Origin of the sequence: Pseudomonas frederiksbergensis, assembly GCF_001952935.1 — a bacterium.
Taxonomy (GTDB): domain Bacteria; phylum Pseudomonadota; class Gammaproteobacteria; order Pseudomonadales; family Pseudomonadaceae; genus Aquipseudomonas; species Aquipseudomonas frederiksbergensis.
Map to the genome: position 1 here is coordinate 685,209 of NZ_CP018319.1, position 17,955 is coordinate 703,163.

The 17,955-nt window shown below is 59.9% G+C and carries 19 protein-coding genes; 4 read left to right on the plus strand and 15 right to left on the minus strand.

Annotated elements, in window-relative coordinates; translation table 11 throughout:
- Positions 1-96: 96 nt before the first annotated feature.
- Positions 97-576, minus strand: a complete 480-nt coding sequence (locus tag PFAS1_RS03450; RefSeq protein WP_007945701.1) for a GNAT family N-acetyltransferase — start codon at positions 574-576, stop codon at positions 97-99.
- Positions 577-708: 132 nt separating this feature from the next.
- On the opposite strand from PFAS1_RS03450, the gene PFAS1_RS03455 reads away from it, so the two are divergent.
- The 4 genes from PFAS1_RS03455 (at position 709) to PFAS1_RS03470 (ending at position 3,490) form a co-directional block, all read left to right on the plus strand.
- Positions 709-1,362 carry an HD domain-containing protein gene (locus tag PFAS1_RS03455; protein WP_076028206.1) on the plus strand — a complete coding sequence of 218 codons (654 nt, stop codon included), beginning with the start codon at positions 709-711 and terminating at the stop codon, positions 1,360-1,362.
- Positions 1,363-1,474: 112 nt separating this feature from the next.
- Complete coding sequence (locus PFAS1_RS03460) at positions 1,475-2,680, plus strand: MFS transporter (RefSeq protein ID WP_076028207.1); 1,206 nt, start codon at positions 1,475-1,477, stop codon at positions 2,678-2,680.
- 101 nt (positions 2,681-2,781) lie between these two features.
- Complete coding sequence (locus tag PFAS1_RS03465; protein WP_076028208.1) at positions 2,782-3,036, plus strand: hypothetical protein; 255 nt, start codon at positions 2,782-2,784, stop codon at positions 3,034-3,036.
- Between the two features lie 73 nt (positions 3,037-3,109).
- Positions 3,110-3,490 (plus strand): Rho termination factor N-terminal domain-containing protein, encoded by a 381-nt coding sequence (locus PFAS1_RS03470; protein ID WP_076028209.1) that lies wholly within the window; start codon positions 3,110-3,112, stop codon positions 3,488-3,490.
- Positions 3,491-3,605: 115 nt separating this feature from the next.
- On the opposite strand, the gene PFAS1_RS03475 is transcribed toward PFAS1_RS03470, so the two are convergent.
- The 14 genes from PFAS1_RS03475 to PFAS1_RS03540 all read right to left on the minus strand — a co-directional run bounded on the left by PFAS1_RS03475 (position 3,606) and on the right by PFAS1_RS03540 (position 17,886).
- Positions 3,606-4,535, minus strand: coding sequence for a PfkB family carbohydrate kinase (locus PFAS1_RS03475; protein WP_076028210.1), 930 nt, complete (start codon positions 4,533-4,535; stop codon positions 3,606-3,608).
- Positions 4,528-5,994 (minus strand): purine-cytosine permease family protein, encoded by a 1,467-nt coding sequence (locus PFAS1_RS03480; protein WP_076028211.1) that lies wholly within the window; start codon positions 5,992-5,994, stop codon positions 4,528-4,530. The genes PFAS1_RS03475 and PFAS1_RS03480 overlap by 8 nt, the downstream gene beginning before the upstream one ends.
- A 221-nt stretch (positions 5,995-6,215) precedes the next feature.
- Positions 6,216-7,214 (minus strand): ADP-ribosylglycohydrolase family protein, encoded by a 999-nt coding sequence (locus PFAS1_RS03485; RefSeq protein WP_076028212.1) that lies wholly within the window; start codon positions 7,212-7,214, stop codon positions 6,216-6,218.
- Entirely contained in the window at positions 7,211-7,924 is a 714-nt protein-coding gene (locus PFAS1_RS03490; RefSeq protein WP_074878956.1) for a GntR family transcriptional regulator, read from the minus strand. The genes PFAS1_RS03485 and PFAS1_RS03490 overlap by 4 nt, the downstream gene beginning before the upstream one ends.
- 196 nt (positions 7,925-8,120) lie before the next feature.
- On the minus strand, positions 8,121-9,089 hold the full coding sequence (gene araH, locus PFAS1_RS03495) for an L-arabinose ABC transporter permease AraH (RefSeq protein WP_076028213.1): 969 nt from the start codon (positions 9,087-9,089) through the stop codon (positions 8,121-8,123).
- 9 nt (positions 9,090-9,098) lie between these two features.
- Positions 9,099-10,643, minus strand: coding sequence for an L-arabinose ABC transporter ATP-binding protein AraG (gene araG, locus PFAS1_RS03500; protein WP_076028214.1), 1,545 nt, complete (start codon positions 10,641-10,643; stop codon positions 9,099-9,101).
- Between the two features lie 65 nt (positions 10,644-10,708).
- A complete protein-coding gene (locus PFAS1_RS03505) occupies positions 10,709-11,713 on the minus strand; it encodes a substrate-binding domain-containing protein (protein ID WP_076028215.1) in 1,005 nt (334 codons plus the stop codon).
- Between the two features lie 119 nt (positions 11,714-11,832).
- Entirely contained in the window at positions 11,833-12,651 is an 819-nt protein-coding gene (locus tag PFAS1_RS03510; protein WP_076028216.1) for an SDR family oxidoreductase, read from the minus strand.
- A gap of 198 nt (positions 12,652-12,849) precedes the next feature.
- Positions 12,850-13,725 carry an SMP-30/gluconolactonase/LRE family protein gene (locus PFAS1_RS03515; protein WP_076028217.1) on the minus strand — a complete coding sequence of 292 codons (876 nt, stop codon included), beginning with the start codon at positions 13,723-13,725 and terminating at the stop codon, positions 12,850-12,852.
- A gap of 132 nt (positions 13,726-13,857) precedes the next feature.
- The gene (locus PFAS1_RS03520; RefSeq protein ID WP_076028218.1) at positions 13,858-14,574 is read right to left on the minus strand and encodes a FadR/GntR family transcriptional regulator; all 717 of its coding nucleotides are present in this window, start codon (positions 14,572-14,574) and stop codon (positions 13,858-13,860) included.
- A 127-nt stretch (positions 14,575-14,701) separates the two neighbouring features.
- The gene (locus PFAS1_RS03525; RefSeq protein WP_008152312.1) at positions 14,702-15,262 is read right to left on the minus strand and encodes a DUF1285 domain-containing protein; all 561 of its coding nucleotides are present in this window, start codon (positions 15,260-15,262) and stop codon (positions 14,702-14,704) included.
- Positions 15,263-15,278: 16 nt separating this feature from the next.
- Positions 15,279-15,887, minus strand: a complete 609-nt coding sequence (locus PFAS1_RS03530) for a DUF4823 domain-containing protein (protein ID WP_076028219.1) — start codon at positions 15,885-15,887, stop codon at positions 15,279-15,281.
- Positions 15,888-16,139: 252 nt separating this feature from the next.
- Positions 16,140-17,108 (minus strand): GTP 3',8-cyclase MoaA, encoded by a 969-nt coding sequence (locus PFAS1_RS03535; protein WP_074878968.1) that lies wholly within the window; start codon positions 17,106-17,108, stop codon positions 16,140-16,142.
- Between the two features lie 139 nt (positions 17,109-17,247).
- Complete coding sequence (locus PFAS1_RS03540; RefSeq protein WP_007945721.1) at positions 17,248-17,886, minus strand: TetR/AcrR family transcriptional regulator; 639 nt, start codon at positions 17,884-17,886, stop codon at positions 17,248-17,250.
- Positions 17,887-17,955: the final 69 nt, after the last annotated feature.

A 17,955-nucleotide genomic window follows, 5' to 3' on the forward strand; every position in this document is an offset into this window, starting at 1 on the left:
GACATAGTCAAAAAAAGATCGCAGCCTTCGGCAGCCTCCTACGGATAGATGTAGGCGCTGCCGAAGCTGCGATCTTTGGTGGAGGTCGGTTGCGATCTAGCCTTCGGCAAACTCCCGCAACACCGCCCCATCCATCCGATACCGAACCCACTCCTCCTGCGGCTGAGCACCCAACGATTTGTAGAACTCGATCGCCGGTTTGTTCCAGTCGAGCACGCTCCACTCAAATCGACCGCAGTCATTGGCGCAGGCGATTTTCGCCAAGTGGCGCAGCAAGGTTTTACCGGCGCCGCCGCCACGCTGTTCAGGGGTGATGTAGAGGTCTTCGAGGTACAGGCAGTTGCTGCCCAGCCACGTGGAATAGCTGAAGAAGAACACCGCGAAGCCAATCGGCAAGCCGTCGCGCAGGCAAATCAGGCCGTGAGCGGTGGCGCCTTCGCTGAACAGGCTGCGCTCGATGTCGGCGACGCTGGCGATGACTTCGTGGCGGGCACGTTCGTAGTCGGCCAGTTCGGTGATGAACCCGAGGATTTGCGGTGCATCGCTCGGGGTCGCCGGGCGGATCTCGATCGTCATGGACGTGCCTTCGTCAAAAGTTGAAAACGCAATACTAAGTCGGCAAGCAGCGCTCGTCACACTGGAAATTCAAAGCTGATCCATGGAGCATGTGGAGAGCTGCAAAAGACGTTTTCACTTAACAGGATGTTTATGAACACTGATGCTTTCGCGCCACTGCAACTTCTCGCTGCACAACTGCTGCCCCACGCGCTGGAGCCGTCGGAAGACGGTGCCCATGACCTGTCGCACTTGCAGCGGGTCTGGCACAACGTGCGTACGCTTCATGCTGAAGAGGGTGGCGATCTTGAGGTGCTGCTCGCGGCCGTGCTTTTGCACGATTGCGTGGCGGTAGAGAAGAATTCGCCGCTGCGTTCTCAGGCGTCCCGGCTGGCCGCCAAAAAGGCATCGAAATGGTTGGCGGACATGGCCTGGCCTGGCGCAAAAATCAGCGCAGTTGCCCATGCCATCGAAGCGCACAGTTTTTCCGCCAACATCGCGCCAACCACGCTCGAAGCGAAAATCATGCAGGACGCCGACCGCCTCGATTCCCTCGGCATGCTCGGTGTGGCGCGGACCTTTTACATCGCCGGACGTATGGGTAGCGCTTTGTACGACCCAGAGGATCCCGAGGCGAAGGACCGGGAATACGATGACAAACGTTTTTGCCTCGACCATTTCCAGACCAAACTGCTGCACCTGGCGGATGGGTTCCAGACGACCACCGGCCAAACTCTGGCGCGGATTCGTCATGAGCGGTTGAAGGGGTTCATGGTGTTGTTCAAGGAAGAAATCGGCGTCTGCTGAAGGCCTTACTCCGGCCAACACTAACCCTGAAATCAATAACCTCAGACCTAACATCGACGCCTTGCGTGATAGATAGATGAAGCTCTCTTCTATCGGGTCAAGGAACTGCGTCATGCCTAGCGCAACACCCCAAGTCTCAAGCAGGTTGTTCGGCCTGTTTTGCCTCGCCAGCTATTTGCTGTCGCTGTCCTATGGCTCGACCTTTTTGCTGTCGCTGTTGATCGGTGCCCGCGGCGGCAACGAGCACGATGCCGGCAGTGTGATTTCGGCGGCGATGCTCAGTACGTTTGCAGCGGTGATCGTCTCCGGGCACTTGTCCGATTTGCTCGGCGCGGCGCGCTCGATTGCGCTGTTCGGCATTCTGCTGGTGGCCGCCAGCCTGGGCTTTGCCCTGGCGCCAGGCTTCGGCAATCTGCAGTTGTTTTTCGGGCTATTGCTGGGGCTGGGTTGGGGCGTGTTCTACACCCTCGGGCCGATCATCGTGGCGAGTCTGGTAACGCCTGCCCAACGCGCGAAATACTTTGCGCTGTTGTCGGGCAGCATGATGACCGGGATCGGCAGCGGCCCCTTGTTAGGCCGCGCCGCCAGTGCACTCGGTTATCCGGTCACCACAGCGTTTTACCTTGCGGCGCTGGCCAGCCTGATCGGCGTATTACTGTTCTGGCGGTTGGATTCGCAGCTGAAAAAAGCGCCGGCCCACTCGGCAGCGGTGTCGCGAATTTCCTGGCGGGCAGCGGCGCAAGTGCTGTCGTCCAGAGCAGTGTTTCCGATCATCATGGTCGGGCTTGGCGGTTGCGTTTTCGGCGGTCTGTCGAGTTTTCAAACCAGCTACGCGGCGGCGCGTTCACTCGACTATTCACTGTTCTTCCTCGGCTTCATGAGCGCTGCGATCAGCAGCCGCATGCTGATCGCCGGTTTCGTGGTCAAGCGCGACCCGTTCCGGGCGTCCTGCCTGCTGTCGGGCTTGATGATGGGTTCGATCCTGATGTTCGGGTTTGTCGTCGACGACGGGTTCAGCTACGTGTTGGCGGCGGTGATGCTCGGGGTCGGTTACGGGCTGACCTATTCGGTGATCAACGGCCTGGCGGCCAACGAGACGCCGAACGGCACCACCGCGCAATCCTTGCTGCTGTTCAGCCTGTCCTACTTTATCGGCGTGTTTGGCTTTCCGTTGCTGGCCGGGAAAATCATCGTGGAACAGGGGATGGCGACGCTGTTGCTCACGGTGTTGGCGGTTGCTGTACTGAATTGGCTGATCAGCGTCGGCCGGCTGGCCTGGCTCCGAGCCGTTACCCGCAAAGTGTTGCAGCAGGCCTAGACCGTTCGTCGTTCATCAGGCACCAATCCAAATCGGGGGCGGACCAATTCAGATAAGGAGTCTAATTAAATGGACCTATCCACATCCATGAAGAGGTAACCATGAACGTCGATAACAACCTTGAGAAAGAAGTCCTGACCCGTCTGCTGCATGCCCATCCAAGCGGTTTGGGCAAAGAGGTCCTGGACAATTACCGGGGGGAGAGAATCGTGGCCAGCACCCTCGCCACGCTGCAGGATCGTGGGTTGATCCAGCAGGGTCATGTGACCTGCAACGAGGCCGGTGAGCACTCGTTGAACTTGCCGATCAAACTCAGTGCCGCAGGCGTTGAGGCGGCGCGCAAGCTGGACGTTTGACAAGACGAATCAGGTCGCAGTCGTGCGCGGCTGTGACCGTTTGAGAGACTCTACAAGCAAGAGGAGAAATCCCATGCCTCGTGGAAGCAAAGACAGGTACACCGCCGAGCAGAAACGCAAGGCCGAACACATCGAAGAGAGCTACGAGCACAAGGGTGTCTCGAAAGAAGAAGCCGAAGCCCGGGCCTGGGCGACCGTGAACAAACAGTCGGGCGGCGGTGAGCGCAAAGGTGGGTCCGGACGCAAGAAACCGGCGAGTGCCAAGTCGCAAGATCGCCAGGAATCAGCTCGTCGTGCGGTGGCCAGCCGTGAAGGTCATTCGCGTAACAGCAAGGCTTCGCGCGAAACCCAGACCGTCGACAGTTTGATGAAAGAAGCCCGGGCGAAGAAGATTCCGGGACGGTCTAGCATGCGCAAGCAGGAGTTGATCGAGGCGTTGCGCAAGGCTGGGTAAGGTCGGGATTTGTGTTGAATTGGATGCCGCCTTCGCGAGCAAGCCCGCTCCCACATTGGTTTTGTGTACGACACAGATCCAATGTGGGAGCGGGCTTGCTCGCGAAGGCGATAGATCAGGCGCCAAAGGTCTTGCGGATTAAATCGTCCACCTCAGCCGACCCCGGCGAAGTCGCCGGCCCCCATCGAGTCACCGCCAATGCCGCCGCCGCATTAGCCCGCCGTGCAGCTTCAAACGGTACCAACCCTCGCGCCAACCCGGCCACAAATACCCCGGCATGCGCATCCCCCGCGCCATTGCTGTCCACCGCCTCGACCTTGAATCCCGGCACGTGCTGGCAGTCTCCACGCTGGCTGATCCAGCACCCCTGCGGGCCGTCACGCACCACTATCAACACGTTGGCCGGCAGATGATCGGCCAACCGGTTCAAGGCTTCGGCAATGTCCGCCGCACCGGTAAACTTCAGCGCTTCGACACTGTTGCTGGTCCACAGATCGATGCGCGCCAGCAAGGCTTGCATCAACGGCTCATCCGGCGAATCCACCAGCGGACCCGGATCGAACACCACGTTGATTCCTCGCGGCAAATCCAGCACCCAATCCACCAGCGCCTGGGCTTTGCCGCCATGCAGCAGGCTGTAACCGCTGACGTAGACATAGTCACCCGCCTCGGCTGGCACGCTGGCCAGATCCTCGGCCGTCAGCTCACCTTCGGCACCGATATAGGAAATGAAACTGCGCTCGGCCGACGCTTCGGTCAGCGCGACGCACAATCCCGTATCCCGTTCGGCACGGTGAATGATGCCAATCCGTATGCCTTCAGCCTTCATCGCTTCACGGGCAAGATCACCGAAACGCCCGGTGCCGTGGCGGCCGAGGTAAACCACCGGCAAACCATTGCGCTGGGCGGCAGCCATCACATTGAATCCGCCGCCAGCCTCGAAACTGGCGGAGTGCGCCAGCACGTCGCCGCCCGAATGCGGCAGTTTATCCACGGCCATGACCAGGTCGATCATGACCTGGCCGGTGTGCAGCAATCTAGGCATGAGCGTTCTCAACCAACGCGGCGCGGCGATCCTTGGCGCCGCCGAGTACACAGTAAATACCACCGGCCACCAGGAACGTCACGATCCAGCCGAGGCCGTTATGACCCAGCCAGGAGTCGGACAGGAAGCCGCGGAACCACACGGTTTGTTCGGTCGTGCCTATGGTGGTGAAACTGAAGCCCAGCACGATTGCCAGCGCCCACGCACCAAAGGCGCGCCACTCGACACCGCCGCTGTACCAGTAAGCGCTGCTCGGGCTGACGTCCAGCAGGTCTTTGGGGCTGTAGTAATGACGATGGATCAGGTCAACGACGAAGATCCCGACCCACGCGGTGATCGGCACCGCCAGCAGTGAAATGAAAGTAATGAACGGGCCGTAGAAACTGTCGGCGATCAGCATGAAATAGATTGAACCGGCAAAAATCGCAACGATATCGACGACCACCGCGTAAACACGTTTGACCTTCAGGCCAAGGGTCAGCGTGGTCAAACCGGCGGAGTACACCGACAGGTTGTTCGACAGCAGCAACCCGCCGAACGCGGTGATCAGGTACGGCACGGCCATCCAGGTCGGCAGCATGTCGCGGATCGCGATGATCGGGTCGGTGGCCGAGGCCAGGTCATTGTTGCCCACTGACAACAGGCCGCCGAGGGTGATCAGCAGCACCAGGGGAATCCCCGCACCGAACGCCGCCGACGCCACCAGGCGCACGGCTTTGACGCTGCGGTGCTGGTAGCGCGACATGTCGGCACCGGCGTTGGCCCAACCAATCCCGGTGCCAGCGGCCATGGTGCCGACGCCGATGATCATCGCGCTCAACGGTGCCGGTGTGGCGTTGAACACCGCGCTCCAGTCGATGGTGGCGCAGAGGAAACCGCCGACCAGAATGTTCAGCGCACCGAACACGTAGGTTGCCCACTTCTGGATCACCAGCAAGGTGGCGTGGCCGAGGCCCGACACCGACAGGGTCAGCAGCACGAAAATCGCAATGAAGATCAATGTCAGCACGGGTGCGCTTTTGGCTTCCACCGGCGAGCCGAACAGGATCGAGCACAGCGACAGCAACACGAACGCGGCGGTGGTGGTGTTGACGGTTTCCCAGCCCAGACGCGACATCAGCGAGACCAGGGTCGGGCCGATGTTGCCGCGTACACCGAAAATCGCTCGCGACAACGTCAGGCTCGGGGCGCGACCACGGCGACCGGCAATGGAGATGATCCCGACCACTGCGAAGGAACCGGCGGCGCCGAGGACAGCGACGATGATCGCCTGCCAGATCGCCAAGCCGCGAAAGGCTACAAGGGTCGCACCCAGCGGCAGGCCGAGGATGGAGATGTTGGCCGCAAACCAGACCCAGAACAGCTGCAGTGGATGACCGTTGCACTCCGCTTCCGGCACCGGCTCGATGCCTCGGGTTTCCAGTTGCCCGGCACTTTGCCCGGTGTTCGATGAACTCATGTGAAATGCTCCTGTTGCCTTTGTTGTGGTTGTGGGCAATTGCGGAAGACGACATAACATTTCGGCGGTCCTGGCCGTGTTTGTGCTTTCCGTTGCGGGTTATCAAATCAAGCAGGCGGCGCGCTCATCGCGAGCAGGCTCACTCCCACAGGTACGGCGTGTACCTCAAGGTTTGCACTATCCCTGTGGGAGCGAGCCTGCTCGCGATGGCGCCAGTGCTGTCAACGCAAGGCCAAGAGCCCCTGCACCAACGGTTCCAGCTCCAAGTCATTGACAGCTTTGACCTTGTCGATCATCGCCGCCGGCCAACTCTCAAGACCCAGGCAGGCCCCAAGCATGGCGCCGAGAATCGCCGCGATGGTGTCCGTGTCGCCGCCCAGGCTCGCGGCCATGCACAGCGCTTCGAACGCATTCATTTCACCAATGGCCACTTGCTGGGCCAGGGCAAACGAGACCACCACCGACTCCTGTGAAGCCACCGAAGTGCCGATCACGTCGTACATCAAATCCGCCAGCAATGCCTTGTCGCTGTCGACACTGATGGTCCGCGCCCAGCTGATGCGCGAGGCGATGCGTCCGCCCGCCACCCAGTTACCGTGGCCTTCAGCTTGTAGAGCGATTTGCTGGCCGAGGTTCAACGCCTCGCCCAGGTCCATGCCGTTGATACCGGCCGAGACCACCGCCGCCACCGCCGCCGCACTGGAAATGCCCAGCGTGGTGTTGTGGGTGACCTGGCAAGCCTGCACGACAGCGTTGATGAAACGCTCAGGGTTGGCGACATCCGCCGCAATCCCCACCGGCGTGATGCGCATCGCCGCGCCATTGGTGGTGCCGTAGCGTCCCGCTTCTTCCGGCGAGTGGCCGGCGAGGATCATCTCGATGGCACGTTTGGTCGAAGGGCCGAGCAAGTCTTGCGAGCCCTTGGCCTGCATCGCCGCTTCCCATTCGATCAGCCGTTGGGCGAGCAGCGCCGGTTCGATCCGGCCCTCTCCCTCAACCAGCAGTTGGCCGACCAGAATCGCCTGTTCGGTGTCATCGGTGATCGAGCCTTTGAGCATGTTGGCGGCGATCGGTTGATCGGGGCCTGCGTCTTCCAGGCCAGTGATTTCGCCGAAGCGCACCTTGATCTCGGCACGGCTCAGGGATTGGGTCGGCATGCCCAGCGCATCGCCCAGGGCCAGTCCATAGAACGCGCCCAATGCACGATTGAGCGCGGTCACTTTGACTCTCCAAACTGCAGGTGCAAGCGAAAATGCACCGGGTCGAGCAAGCTTTCGACCTGTTCCATGAAGCGGTTTTTCCGGTCGTAGGTGGTGCGCAACGCCTTGAGGAACACCGTGCCCTCCGGACGACCGAGCAGTTCGGCGTCTTCGGCGTTCAACGGTTCGGCGCCGATCCATTGATCGCCGCGCTCGCCGATATAGCCGTAGGCGGCCAGGGTGATGGTCAGGGAGTTGTCGATAAGGCCGACCCGCGGCAGGCTTTCCAGGCCTCCGGTGGCGGGCATCAATGAGCGTTCAAGGGAGACCAGCTTGCCTTCGTTGGAACGACGGCGACGGTCGAGGGTGATGAATTGGTCGGTGCCGAAACGCGGCAACAGGTCAGGACGGGTGACCGCCTCCAGCCGCAGCACTTCGGTATTGATCAGCGCCCCGCTGTCGGCCAGGGCCTGGGCCCAGCCGCTGCGTTGATCGAGCACCACGCCGTCGAAGGTGACGATGGAGCCCACCCCGCTTTGCGTCGCGATGTAGTTGCGCCGTTTCAACTCAGCCAGGGCTTCGCGCAGCGTGCCGCGGCTGACTTTGAATTCTTGAGCCAATTGATGCTCGCCCGGCAACAGAAAACCGTCCTCCATGAGGCCGCTTTCGATGCGCCGGATGAGTTCGTCGACCACCCGTTGTTTCTTGTCAAATCGTACCTGTCTAATCATGTACAAAGAGATACCCGAAACGGGCTGGGGCGAGCAAGGAATATTTAGGGGAAATGACGGAAGGAATTACACATGATCGTTCCCACGCTCCGCGTGGGAATGCAGCCCGGGACGCTCCGCGTCCTGCCGAAGCGGACGCGGAGCGTCCATTGAGGCATTCCCACGCGGAGCGTGGGAACGATCAGTTAGCGGGGGGTTAGCGTTGTTTGAGGCGGTCGATCACCACGGCCAGTAGCAAGATCGAACCGCGAATCACGTACTGGTAGAAGGTATCGATATTCTTCAGGTTCATCGCATTCTCGATGATCGCCAGAATCAGCACCCCGGCAATCACATGCCGGATCATGCCGATCCCCCCGCTCAATGACACCCCGCCCAACACACACGCCGAGATCACCGTCAGCTCAAAACCCTGGCCAATCATCGGCTGGCCGGACGTCATGCGCGACGCCAGGATCACCCCGGCCAGCGCCCCGATCAACCCGTGCACGGCAAAGATAATGATCTTGGTCCGGTCAACGTTCACCCCGGCCAGCAACGCCGCTTCCTGGTTGCCGCCGATGGCCATGGTGTTGCGACCGTAGGTGGTGTAATTCAGCAGCCAGCCGAAAAACAGGAAGCAGACGATGGTGATCAGGATCGGCACCGGCACACCCAACAACTGGCCGTTACCGAAGACGAAGAACTGCTCTTGCGACACGCCCACCGCTTTACCGTTGGCGAAGATGTAAGCCAGGCCGCGAACGATCTGCATGGTCGCCAGCGTGGTAATCAACGCATTGACCCGCAGCTTGGCGATCACGATGCCGTTGATCAACCCGACGATCAGCCCCATGAACAGCGCCGCAGCCACACCGAGAAACACGCTGTCGGTATCGCGCATCACCACCGCGGCAACCACGCCGGCGCAGGCAATCACCGAACCCACCGACAAATCGAAATGCCCGGACGCCAGGCAATACAACATGGTGCACGCGGCAATCCCCGTCGTCGAAATCGCCAGGCCCAGGCCGCGCATGTTCAGTGGCGAGAGGAAGTTATCGATCAGCAAAGTGCAGAGCACGAAGATCCCGACAGCCGCCAGCAGCATCACCCAGTCATCGAGAAAGCGCCGCAGGTCCAGAGGTTTGCGTTGGGTGGGCAAAGCGTTGTTTTGGATTGTCATAGTCACCTCTCAGTTCGCCACGCCGTCAGCGCGTTGGCGCGGCAAAGCCAGTTGCAGCAGGTTGGATTCATTGGCCTCTGCGCGGGACAACTCGCCGCGCATTGCGCCTTCGCAGAGCACCAGGATGCGGTCGGAAATACCCATCACTTCCATCAGGTCGCTGGAGACCACGATCACCGCGATGCCGCTGGCGGCCAGGTTGTGGATGATCTGGTAGATCTCGGCTTTGGCGCCGATGTCGATGCCGCGAGTCGGTTCGTCGAGCAGCAGCACTTTCATCGGCATCGACAGCCAGCGGCCGAGAATGGCCTTCTGCTGATTGCCGCCGGACAGGTACATGATTTTCTGCGCCGCGTTGGGCGTCTTCACTTTCAGCGCCTTGATCTGCTTGTCGGCGTTGTCCTTCTCCCACAGGCCGCGCAACAGGCAACCGAAGGTGGAGTGGGCGCCGCGGGCGCTGATGTTGATGTTTTCGGCGACGCTGGCGAGCGGCAGGATCCCCTCTTTCTTGCGGTCCTCGGGGCACAGCAGAATCCCGGCGGCAATCGCATCGCGGGGTGAACGCAGCTTCAGTTCATGACCGCGCAATTCCAGGCGTCCGGCGGTGTTGCGTTCAAGGCCACTGAGCATACGGAACAGCTCGGTGCGACCGGCGCCGACCAAACCGAACAGCCCGAGAATCTCGCCTTTGTGCACCTCGAAACTCACCGGCTCACGCAAACCCGGCCCCAGCAAACCGTCGACCTTGAGCGCCACCGCGCCACGCTGACGGTGGCGGTAATCGTAGATGTCCTGAATGTCGCGACCGACCATGCAGGTCACCAACTGATCGTGAGTCAGTTCGCTCATGTCTTCGAACGTGCGCACGAAGCGGCCATCCTTGAACACCGTCACCGCGTTGCAGATGCGGAACACTTCTTCCATGCGATGGGAGACGTAAAGCACCACTTTGCCTTCGTCGCGCAGGCGACCGATGATCGCCATCAACCGATCGATTTCACGCGCTGACAGGCTGCTGGTCGGTTCGTCAAACGCGATCACATGCGCACCACGGGACAAGGCCTTGGCGATTTCCACCAGTTGCCGCTGACCGAGGGACAGGCGCCCTACTTTCTCTTGCGGATCGATTTCATCGGCCAGGCCTTTGAGACAGGCCAATGCCTGTTGCCGCAACGCACCGCGATTGATCAAGCCGAAACTGGCCGGCAGATGACCGAGGAACAGGTTCTCTGCCACGGTCATTTCAGGGACCAGGTGCAACTCTTGATGGATCACGGCGACGCCACTGCCGATGCTGTCGGCGGTGGACTTGAAGACCATCACTTGCTCGCCGATCTGCAGGTCGCCGCTGCTGGGGGTGTAAGCCCCGCCGAGGATTTTCAGCAGGGTCGATTTGCCGGCGCCGTTCTCGCCCATCAAGGCATGAACCTGCCCCGGGTGGGCGACGAAGCTGATGCCATCCAGCGCCTTCACCCCGGGAAAGGTCTTGCCGATCCCGTTGAAGCGCAAGCTGCCGCCGGCATTGTGTTGTTGTATTTTTGATTGCGCGTGCATAACCCACCTCTTCACACAGATCAGGCAGCCCCGTCGCCAGGGCCACCGATGAAATCAACCGCGCCTCAGTTCCAGAGGCCGATCTTTTCCAGTTCCTGCTTGAAGTTCTCGCGAGTGATCAGCGTTACGTCGTCCATCGCGGTGTACTTCGGCGGTTCTTTGCCGGTGGTGACCCACTCGTACATCATGCTGGCGGTGTTGTAGCCCTCGATGTGCGGGCTCGGCAGCATCGAGCCGAAGAAGCCGCTGTTGGCCTTCTTCAATTCGCCAATGGCGTCAGTGCCGTTGATGCCGATGCCGATCACATTGGCCGCGGCAAAACCGGCGCTCTCGGTGGCGCGCACGCCGCCCAGCACGGTGTTGTCGTTCATGCCGCCGATGATCAGGTTTTTCGCCGCGCTCGGCAGTTTCACCAGTGCCGAATTGGTGGCGTCCATGCTGCCGGGTACGTCGAGGGTTTTCAGCGCCGAGAACAGGATGTGGTCTTTGGGCATGCCGGCATCTTCCAGCGCCTTGACCGAACCGTCGGTGCGTTTCTTGCCGGTGTCGAGTTCGTTGAAGGTGTTGATCACCGCGTAGGTATCTTTCCAGTCCCAGCCACGTTTCTTCGCTTCGGTGGCCATGGCGCTGCCTTGTTTCTGGCCGACTTCGAACGCAGCCATGCCGAGGTACGGAACGTCTTCCATGAACTTGCCGCTGGCATCGACGAAGCGGTCATCGACGGCGATGACTTTCAAACCGTTGAGCTTGGCCTTGGCCATGATCGCCGGGCCCAGGGACACGTCTGGCGGGCAGATCACAAAGCCCTTGGCGCCGTTGGCAGCGAGGCTGTCGATGGCCGAGAGGGTTTTCTCGCCGTCCGGCACGGCGATCTTGATGACGGTGAAGCCCTTCTCTTTCCCGGCCTTTTCGGCAAATGCCCATTCGGTCTGGAACCAGGGCTCTTCCGCCTGCTTGACCAGAAAACCGATCTTCACTTCCTCGGCCGCCAGCAACGAACTGCTCAGGCTGACCGCGGTGACCGCCAAAGCGGCACAGCACAGGGAACGGATCCCACGACGACGATTCATAAGCTGACTCCTTGTTATTTTTTTTAGCGTTATTTGAAAGCCAATCAAACTGTGCAGCTAATAGTCATATCGTATGATGATTGGATTTCAGGCGTAGTTCCGCGCGAAATCCGATTGACTCAGTCGTGGTACATGACCGAGCGACCGCCATCGATGGTGATGCACGAGGCATTGATGAACGGCGCTTCATCGCTGGCCAGGAAAACGGCGGTCATGGCGACTTCGATCGGCTGGCCGATACGACGTGGCGGGTGCAGATCGAACGCGCGCTGTCGCTCGGCATGCGGGTCGGCAAAACCGTTCCAGTAATCGACGTTCAGTTGGGTTTCGATGTAACCCGGCGCGATGGCGTTGACGCGAATGCCCTTCGGCGCGTACTCGATGCCCAGGGCGCGGGTCAGGCCGAGCAAACCGTGCTTGGCCACCGGGTACGGGAAGCAACCGGGAATGATGTGAGTGGAATGGGTCGAGGCGATGTTGATGATGCTGCCAATGCCTTGCTCGATCATCTGCGGCAGCACCGCTTTGCAACCGTACCAGGCGCCATCGAGGTCGATGGCGAAGCAACGACGCCAGTCTTCCTCGGTCATTTCCAGCGGATCGCGGAACACGTTGACCCCGGCGCAGTTGACCAGCACATCGATGCGACCGTGCAGCTCGATCGCCAGTCCGGCCATGGCGTGCAGGTCTTGCTGGTTGGAAACGTCAGCCTTGATTGCCTGCACATCAAAGCCTTTGTCCCGCCATTGAGCCGCGACTTTTTCGACTTTCTCACCCTGGATATCGCTGATGATCAGCCTGGCCTGCTGGGAAGCGAAGGTCGCGACAATCGCCTCGCCAATGCCCTGAGCAGCACCGGTCAGCAGCACCACCTTGTTTTTCAGGCGCTCACCCTTTGGTGGTTCGGGCACCGGTGGCAAGGAAAGAGGTTCAGCCATGGATCAACACTCCTTTTCGAAGGCACGACAAAAACCGGGCATCTGTCGATGTCCGGTCAAAAAGCTTTTTGGAAAATCGCTGCATCACTTCACCTGTTTTGTTTTTTTAAGTGTGAGTGCGTGTAACTGATGGAGCCGACTATAAACCCGACCGCCAAATAATCTCAATATATAATTTTACATCCCATATTTTGGGATTTACCCCACAAACCGCGTGCAGGCCTTTCCGGGCACATCGACTCGAACCGACAACAACGCCCCGTCCAACGGATGATTGAGCGGGCTCGCAGCGCTGGTGATGTACAGGGTTTTGAAGTCTTCACCGCCGAATACGCAGCTGGTGGGACGGCTGACGGGCAGTTCAATCACGCGATCGACCTGCCCGTCCGGGCTCAGCCTGAGTAGACAGCTGCCATTCCAGCGGGCATTCCAGATATAACCTTCGGCATCCATCGCCGAGCCATCCGGCTCGCCGCGCTCATACGGCCCGAACCAGATGTGGGCCGGGTCGAGGCTGCCGTCGGTGCGGATGAAGTACTGGTAGAGCGTGTTGTCGAGGCTGTCACCGAAATAGACGGTGGTCCCGTCGTCGCTCCACAGCAACGTGTTCGGGATGCCCAACCCGCGAAGCAACGGCGTGACCCGAGCATCGCGATCGATGCGAAACAGGCCGCCGGAGCGCCGGACGATGGGCACATCTTCACCCTGCTCGCCAATGTTGTTCTGCATGGTGCCGAGCCAGAGCCGGCCCTGCGCATCGCATCGGGCTTCATTGGCGCGATTGCCGGGTTGCGGATCGGCGACGCAGAGCAAGGTCAATCGTGGCTCGAGGCCGGGGGAATCCAGATCAAGTCGATACACGCCGCTGTTCAACGTCACCAGCGCATCGCCGCTTTCGCAGGGAATGAAGGCTGACACGTGCTCGGGCATCTGCCAGATCTGCACGTTGGCGCCGATCAGCCGCAACGCCTGTTGACCGGCGATATCAACCCAGTACAGCGCCTGGGTCGGCGCATCCCAGAACGGACTTTCGCCCAGTCGTGCCCGGTGTTCGGTAACCGCGGTCCATTCCATGAAACCTCCTGCTTTCTTATTGCTTTTATGTGGGAGCGGGCTTGCTCGCGAAGGCGTCGGTACATTCAACATCACGGTTACCTGACACACCGCCTTCGCGAGCAAGCCCGCTCCCACAAGGGATTTGAGTGATCAACTGGCCTTCTTGTCAGCCATGACTTGCGGGTAGAAACGCTTGATCGCCAGGTTGGCATTATCTATCAGGGTCATGCAGGCCCAGACTCCTCGCGCGGCATCCCGGGCGGCGATGGCCTCAGCCATGTCTTTGTGAATCGGCAGCGTACGACGCAGTTCGTCCGGGTCAGCGGCCGAAACTTCGAACGACACCGCCAGCAGTGCGCCGAGGGCCGGGACCATTTGTTCGATAAATTGATTGTGGCTGGCAGCGAGGATGCACTCGTGGAAGAACTGGTCGGCACGGTTGTAATCGATGCCGCTGTCCACTGCCCGCTCCAATGCGTTGTAAGCCTGAAGGATGGCGTGAACCTGCTCGACGGTAGCGCGCTCGCAAGCCCAGCGTACGGCCATGGGTTCGATGGTGCGGCGCAGGTCGAGCAAGTCGTCGACGAAGTTTTCCGGCAAGCCGCTGCGCGACAGCCAGCCTACGACTTGCGGATCGAAGAGGTTCCAGCGGCGCACCGGCAACACCCGCGTGCCGACCTTGGGCCCGACTTCGAGCATGCCCTTGGCGACCAGGGTTTTGATGGCTTCGCGGATTACGGTGCGGCTGACACCGAGCTGTTCGCCCAGGTCGGCCTCGACCTTGAGCGTCTCACCGGGTTTGACCTGCCCCGTGGCGATCCAGCAACCCAGCCAATCGACCGTCGACGCATGAAAACTGCTGGACATGGACACCTCGATTCAGGGACGGCACAAAGCCGTTCGCGATAGGTGCCTACGCTAATCATCATACGATTGGGTGTCAATTTGAATTTTCAGCGCCAACACACATCAAGCATGCACAGTTTTTTACTGTTTACGGCTCAAGCCCGATGGGGAAGAACTCGCCAGCGCTCCACACACCTAACCAGCGCTGCCCGTCGATCTCGCGGGTGACGGCCAGCTCCACCAGTTGGTAGAACACGTTGCGGTGGATCAAGGCTTCGAGGTTGGTGCGCACATGCACGTAGGGCGCAGGTTCTTGCGTGACCGGATCGATCACCACACGCATGGGGTGTTCGGGACCGGCCTCGGCGGTCTCGTCAACATTGGTGGTGAAGCGCAGGACCTGGGTTTCACCCTCGCCTTCGACATCCACGGCAATCGCCACGAAGGGCGCATCGTCGACCTTGATGCCAACCTTCTCGACCGGGGTGATGAGGAAGTAATCGTCACCATCGCGGCGGATGATGGTAGAGAACAGCTTGACCATCGGCTTGCGCCCGATCGGCGTGCCCAGGTAGTACCAGGTGCCGTCACGGGCGATACGCATGTCGATGTCGCCGCAGAAGTCGGGGTTCCACAAGTGGACCGGCGGCAAGCCTTTGGTTTTGGGGATTTGCCCCAACAGGTCGTTGGCTTTTTGCGGGCCACTCATGGCGTTCTCCTTTGAATTACTGGTCGCTGAGCCCCAGCAGGCTGCGCGCGTATTGCTCCAGCGGCGGGCCCATCAGGTCTTCTGGCTTTTTATCGTGGAACGTCAGTAAACCGCCACGACTCTTGATACGTGCAGTATCAATCAAATACTGGGTGCTGGTCTCGATCAACATGATCTGAATCACACCACCGTCGATACCGAGGCGATCCAGGGCTTCCTGATCGAGCCACTCGTCCGAGTTGCCGATACGGTCATCAGACTTGGCGAACCGGGTATAGAGCAGGTAATGGGCACCGGCGGCACGGGCTTCGCCCATGGCTTGATCAAGACCTTGCGGGGCACGGGCGCGGCGGACCATAGGGAAGTATTCGACAAAACCATCGAAGGCGACTTCGGCAATCACGTTAGGTCGTGGGTAGACAGTACTGCCTGGCGGCACAAAGGCGCCCTGGGCGATATAGACGAAAGAGTCCGGCTGGATGCGCAGGTTATTCACCCGGCGGCTGTCGCTATGGTCGAGCAGCCCCGCGTCGCTCATGTGGTAGCGAGTCCCTTCAGCCAGATCGCTGACATTCATGCAGCCACCAAGCGCCAAAACGGCCAGCAGCAAAACCAGGCTACGCATCCTACCCTCCAGAGGCCGGTGACGGAAAACCGGCGAATGGCCATGGGATGCAGCTTCCGCGCCAGTCCCTGGAACTCAAATCATTTCACGTGAACTGTGGCGAGGGGGCTTGCCCCCGTTCGGCTGCGTAGCAGCCGTAAAACCGATACAGACGGTGCTTCAGACACAGTAGAGAGAATGGTTTTAGGGTCGCTTCGCGACCCAACGGGGGCAAGCCCCCTCGCCACAACAGCTCCTCACCACAGGGCCAGCTCAGCCGCCGATGATTTTCATGATGGTCGCGCCCCCAGAGAATGCCACTTCCTGCTTGTCGCCCAAGGCTTTCACCAGGAGTCTCTGCAAGGCGGGCAACGCTTGATGACGGGGCTTGTCCAGCAGGTCGCCGACATAGTGGCGGTTGCTCGACGACAGGCAGCCATGCAGCCAGCCCGTGGAGGACAGACGCAGCCGCGAACAGGTGCGGCAGAAAGGAACGCTTTCGTTGGCGATAACGCCGAAGTAGCCCTGCCCCGGAATTTCATAACGCACGGCGGTGGCATCTACCGGCGCATCGGCCTGCAGGTATTCGTAGCGCTCGCCGATCAGGCTCAGCAACTGCTGAAGGCTGACAAACTGCTGCAGGAACGCATTGGAGTCACTGGCCAGGTGGCCCATGCGCATCAACTCGATGAAGCGAAGCTCATAGCCGCGCTCCAGACAGTAATCGAGTAGCGGCATCACTTGATCGAGGTTCTGCCCACGCAGCGGCACCATATTGACCTTGATCTTCAAGCCGGCGGCGCTGGCTTGATCCATACCGTCGAGCACAGTCGCCAGATCGCCGCCACGGGCAATGCTGCGAAAGGCGCTCGCATCCAGGGTATCGAGGGAAACGTTGATGCGACGAATACCTGCATCCACCAGCAGTGGCAGCTTTTTCGCCAGCAGCTGACCGTTGGTGGTCAGGCTGATGTCCGCCAGGCCCATCTGCCCGACAGCAGTCATGAAGGTTTCGAGTTTGGGGCTGACCAGCGGCTCGCCGCCGGTGATGCGCAAACGCTCAATGCCGGCAGCTTCAATCAGATAGGCCACGCCACGCGCCATGGCCTCGGCCGACAATTCATCCTGCGCAGCGACCAACCGTTTGCCATTGGGCACGCAGTAGGTACAAGCGTAATTACAGGCTGAAGTCAGACTGATTCGCAAATTGCGAAAACGCCTGCCTTGACGGTCAACGATCATGGACTACTCCGGCGGAAGAATATTCGGACCGCTAAAACTTGACTCACAAATCAAGTTTTAGCAAGTCCTATGCCTGAGTATATTCCTGCGGTACTGCACCACGTAGCGAAATCATGGCGCAATAAGGCAACTGAATGGTTCAGCTGCTCGGAGTGTCGCTATCTCGCTTGCGTTTGTTGCCCATGCGCACGCCGATGTCCATCAGGAACTGGAAGAAGCCTTCCTGATCTTCCAGCACATTGCTCCAGAATGGCGAGTGATACAGCGCCACGGCGCCGTGCACCAACGCCCAGGAAGCGCAGTAATGGAAATAAGGCGGTACGTCTTCGAGTTTGCCTTCGCTGATCCGGCCCTTGATCAGCAGGGTCAGGCGTTCGAAGTTCGAGGCGCGGATCTTGTGCAGCTCCTCGACCATCTCCGGCACCTGATTGCCCTTGACCACCTTTTCTTCCAGGCGATCGAACAACCGATAGCGTTGAGGATCGCGCATGCGGAATTCGAAGTAGGCCCGGGACAGGGCTTCCTTGTCCTTGTCGACATCGGCCGAATGCAACAGCTCGTTCAAATCGCGCTCGTAATCGAGCATCAGGCGCAGATAGATTTCGGCCTTGGATTTGAAGTGCTTGTAGATCGTGCCTTTGCCGATACCGACGGCATCAGCAATCATCTCGACGGTGACACTGTCTTCACCTTGATCGAGGAACAGCTTGAGCGCGGTATCGAGAATTTCTTGCTCGCGGCGACGAAACTCACGGACCTTACGAGGTTCTTTATGCATAAGAAAAGGTCTGTAGGGGGTCAAAATTCGAAGCCGCGTATTATGCCTAACTTGCGCAAAAATGCACGG

Bases quoted from the DNA above. Each gene is read 5' to 3' on its own strand.
- PFAS1_RS03450 (WP_007945701.1), bottom strand. From the start codon at position 576: ATGACGATCGAGATCCGCCCGGCGACCCCGAGCGATGCACCGCAAATC.
- PFAS1_RS03455 (WP_076028206.1), top strand. From the start codon at position 709: ATGAACACTGATGCTTTCGCGCCACTGCAACTTCTCGCTGCACAACTG.
- PFAS1_RS03460 (WP_076028207.1), top strand. From the start codon at position 1,475: ATGCCTAGCGCAACACCCCAAGTCTCAAGCAGGTTGTTCGGCCTGTTT.
- PFAS1_RS03465 (WP_076028208.1), top strand. From the start codon at position 2,782: ATGAACGTCGATAACAACCTTGAGAAAGAAGTCCTGACCCGTCTGCTG.
- PFAS1_RS03470 (WP_076028209.1), top strand. From the start codon at position 3,110: ATGCCTCGTGGAAGCAAAGACAGGTACACCGCCGAGCAGAAACGCAAG.
- PFAS1_RS03475 (WP_076028210.1), bottom strand. From the start codon at position 4,535: ATGCCTAGATTGCTGCACACCGGCCAGGTCATGATCGACCTGGTCATG.
- PFAS1_RS03480 (WP_076028211.1), bottom strand. From the start codon at position 5,994: ATGAGTTCATCGAACACCGGGCAAAGTGCCGGGCAACTGGAAACCCGA.
- PFAS1_RS03490 (WP_074878956.1), bottom strand. From the start codon at position 7,924: ATGATTAGACAGGTACGATTTGACAAGAAACAACGGGTGGTCGACGAA.
- araH (WP_076028213.1), bottom strand. From the start codon at position 9,089: ATGACAATCCAAAACAACGCTTTGCCCACCCAACGCAAACCTCTGGAC.
- araG (WP_076028214.1), bottom strand. From the start codon at position 10,643: ATGCACGCGCAATCAAAAATACAACAACACAATGCCGGCGGCAGCTTG.
- PFAS1_RS03505 (WP_076028215.1), bottom strand. From the start codon at position 11,713: ATGAATCGTCGTCGTGGGATCCGTTCCCTGTGCTGTGCCGCTTTGGCG.
- PFAS1_RS03510 (WP_076028216.1), bottom strand. From the start codon at position 12,651: ATGGCTGAACCTCTTTCCTTGCCACCGGTGCCCGAACCACCAAAGGGT.
- PFAS1_RS03515 (WP_076028217.1), bottom strand. From the start codon at position 13,725: ATGGAATGGACCGCGGTTACCGAACACCGGGCACGACTGGGCGAAAGT.
- PFAS1_RS03520 (WP_076028218.1), bottom strand. From the start codon at position 14,574: ATGTCCAGCAGTTTTCATGCGTCGACGGTCGATTGGCTGGGTTGCTGG.
- PFAS1_RS03525 (WP_008152312.1), bottom strand. From the start codon at position 15,262: ATGAGTGGCCCGCAAAAAGCCAACGACCTGTTGGGGCAAATCCCCAAA.
- PFAS1_RS03530 (WP_076028219.1), bottom strand. From the start codon at position 15,887: ATGCGTAGCCTGGTTTTGCTGCTGGCCGTTTTGGCGCTTGGTGGCTGC.
- PFAS1_RS03535 (WP_074878968.1), bottom strand. From the start codon at position 17,108: ATGATCGTTGACCGTCAAGGCAGGCGTTTTCGCAATTTGCGAATCAGT.
- PFAS1_RS03540 (WP_007945721.1), bottom strand. From the start codon at position 17,886: ATGCATAAAGAACCTCGTAAGGTCCGTGAGTTTCGTCGCCGCGAGCAA.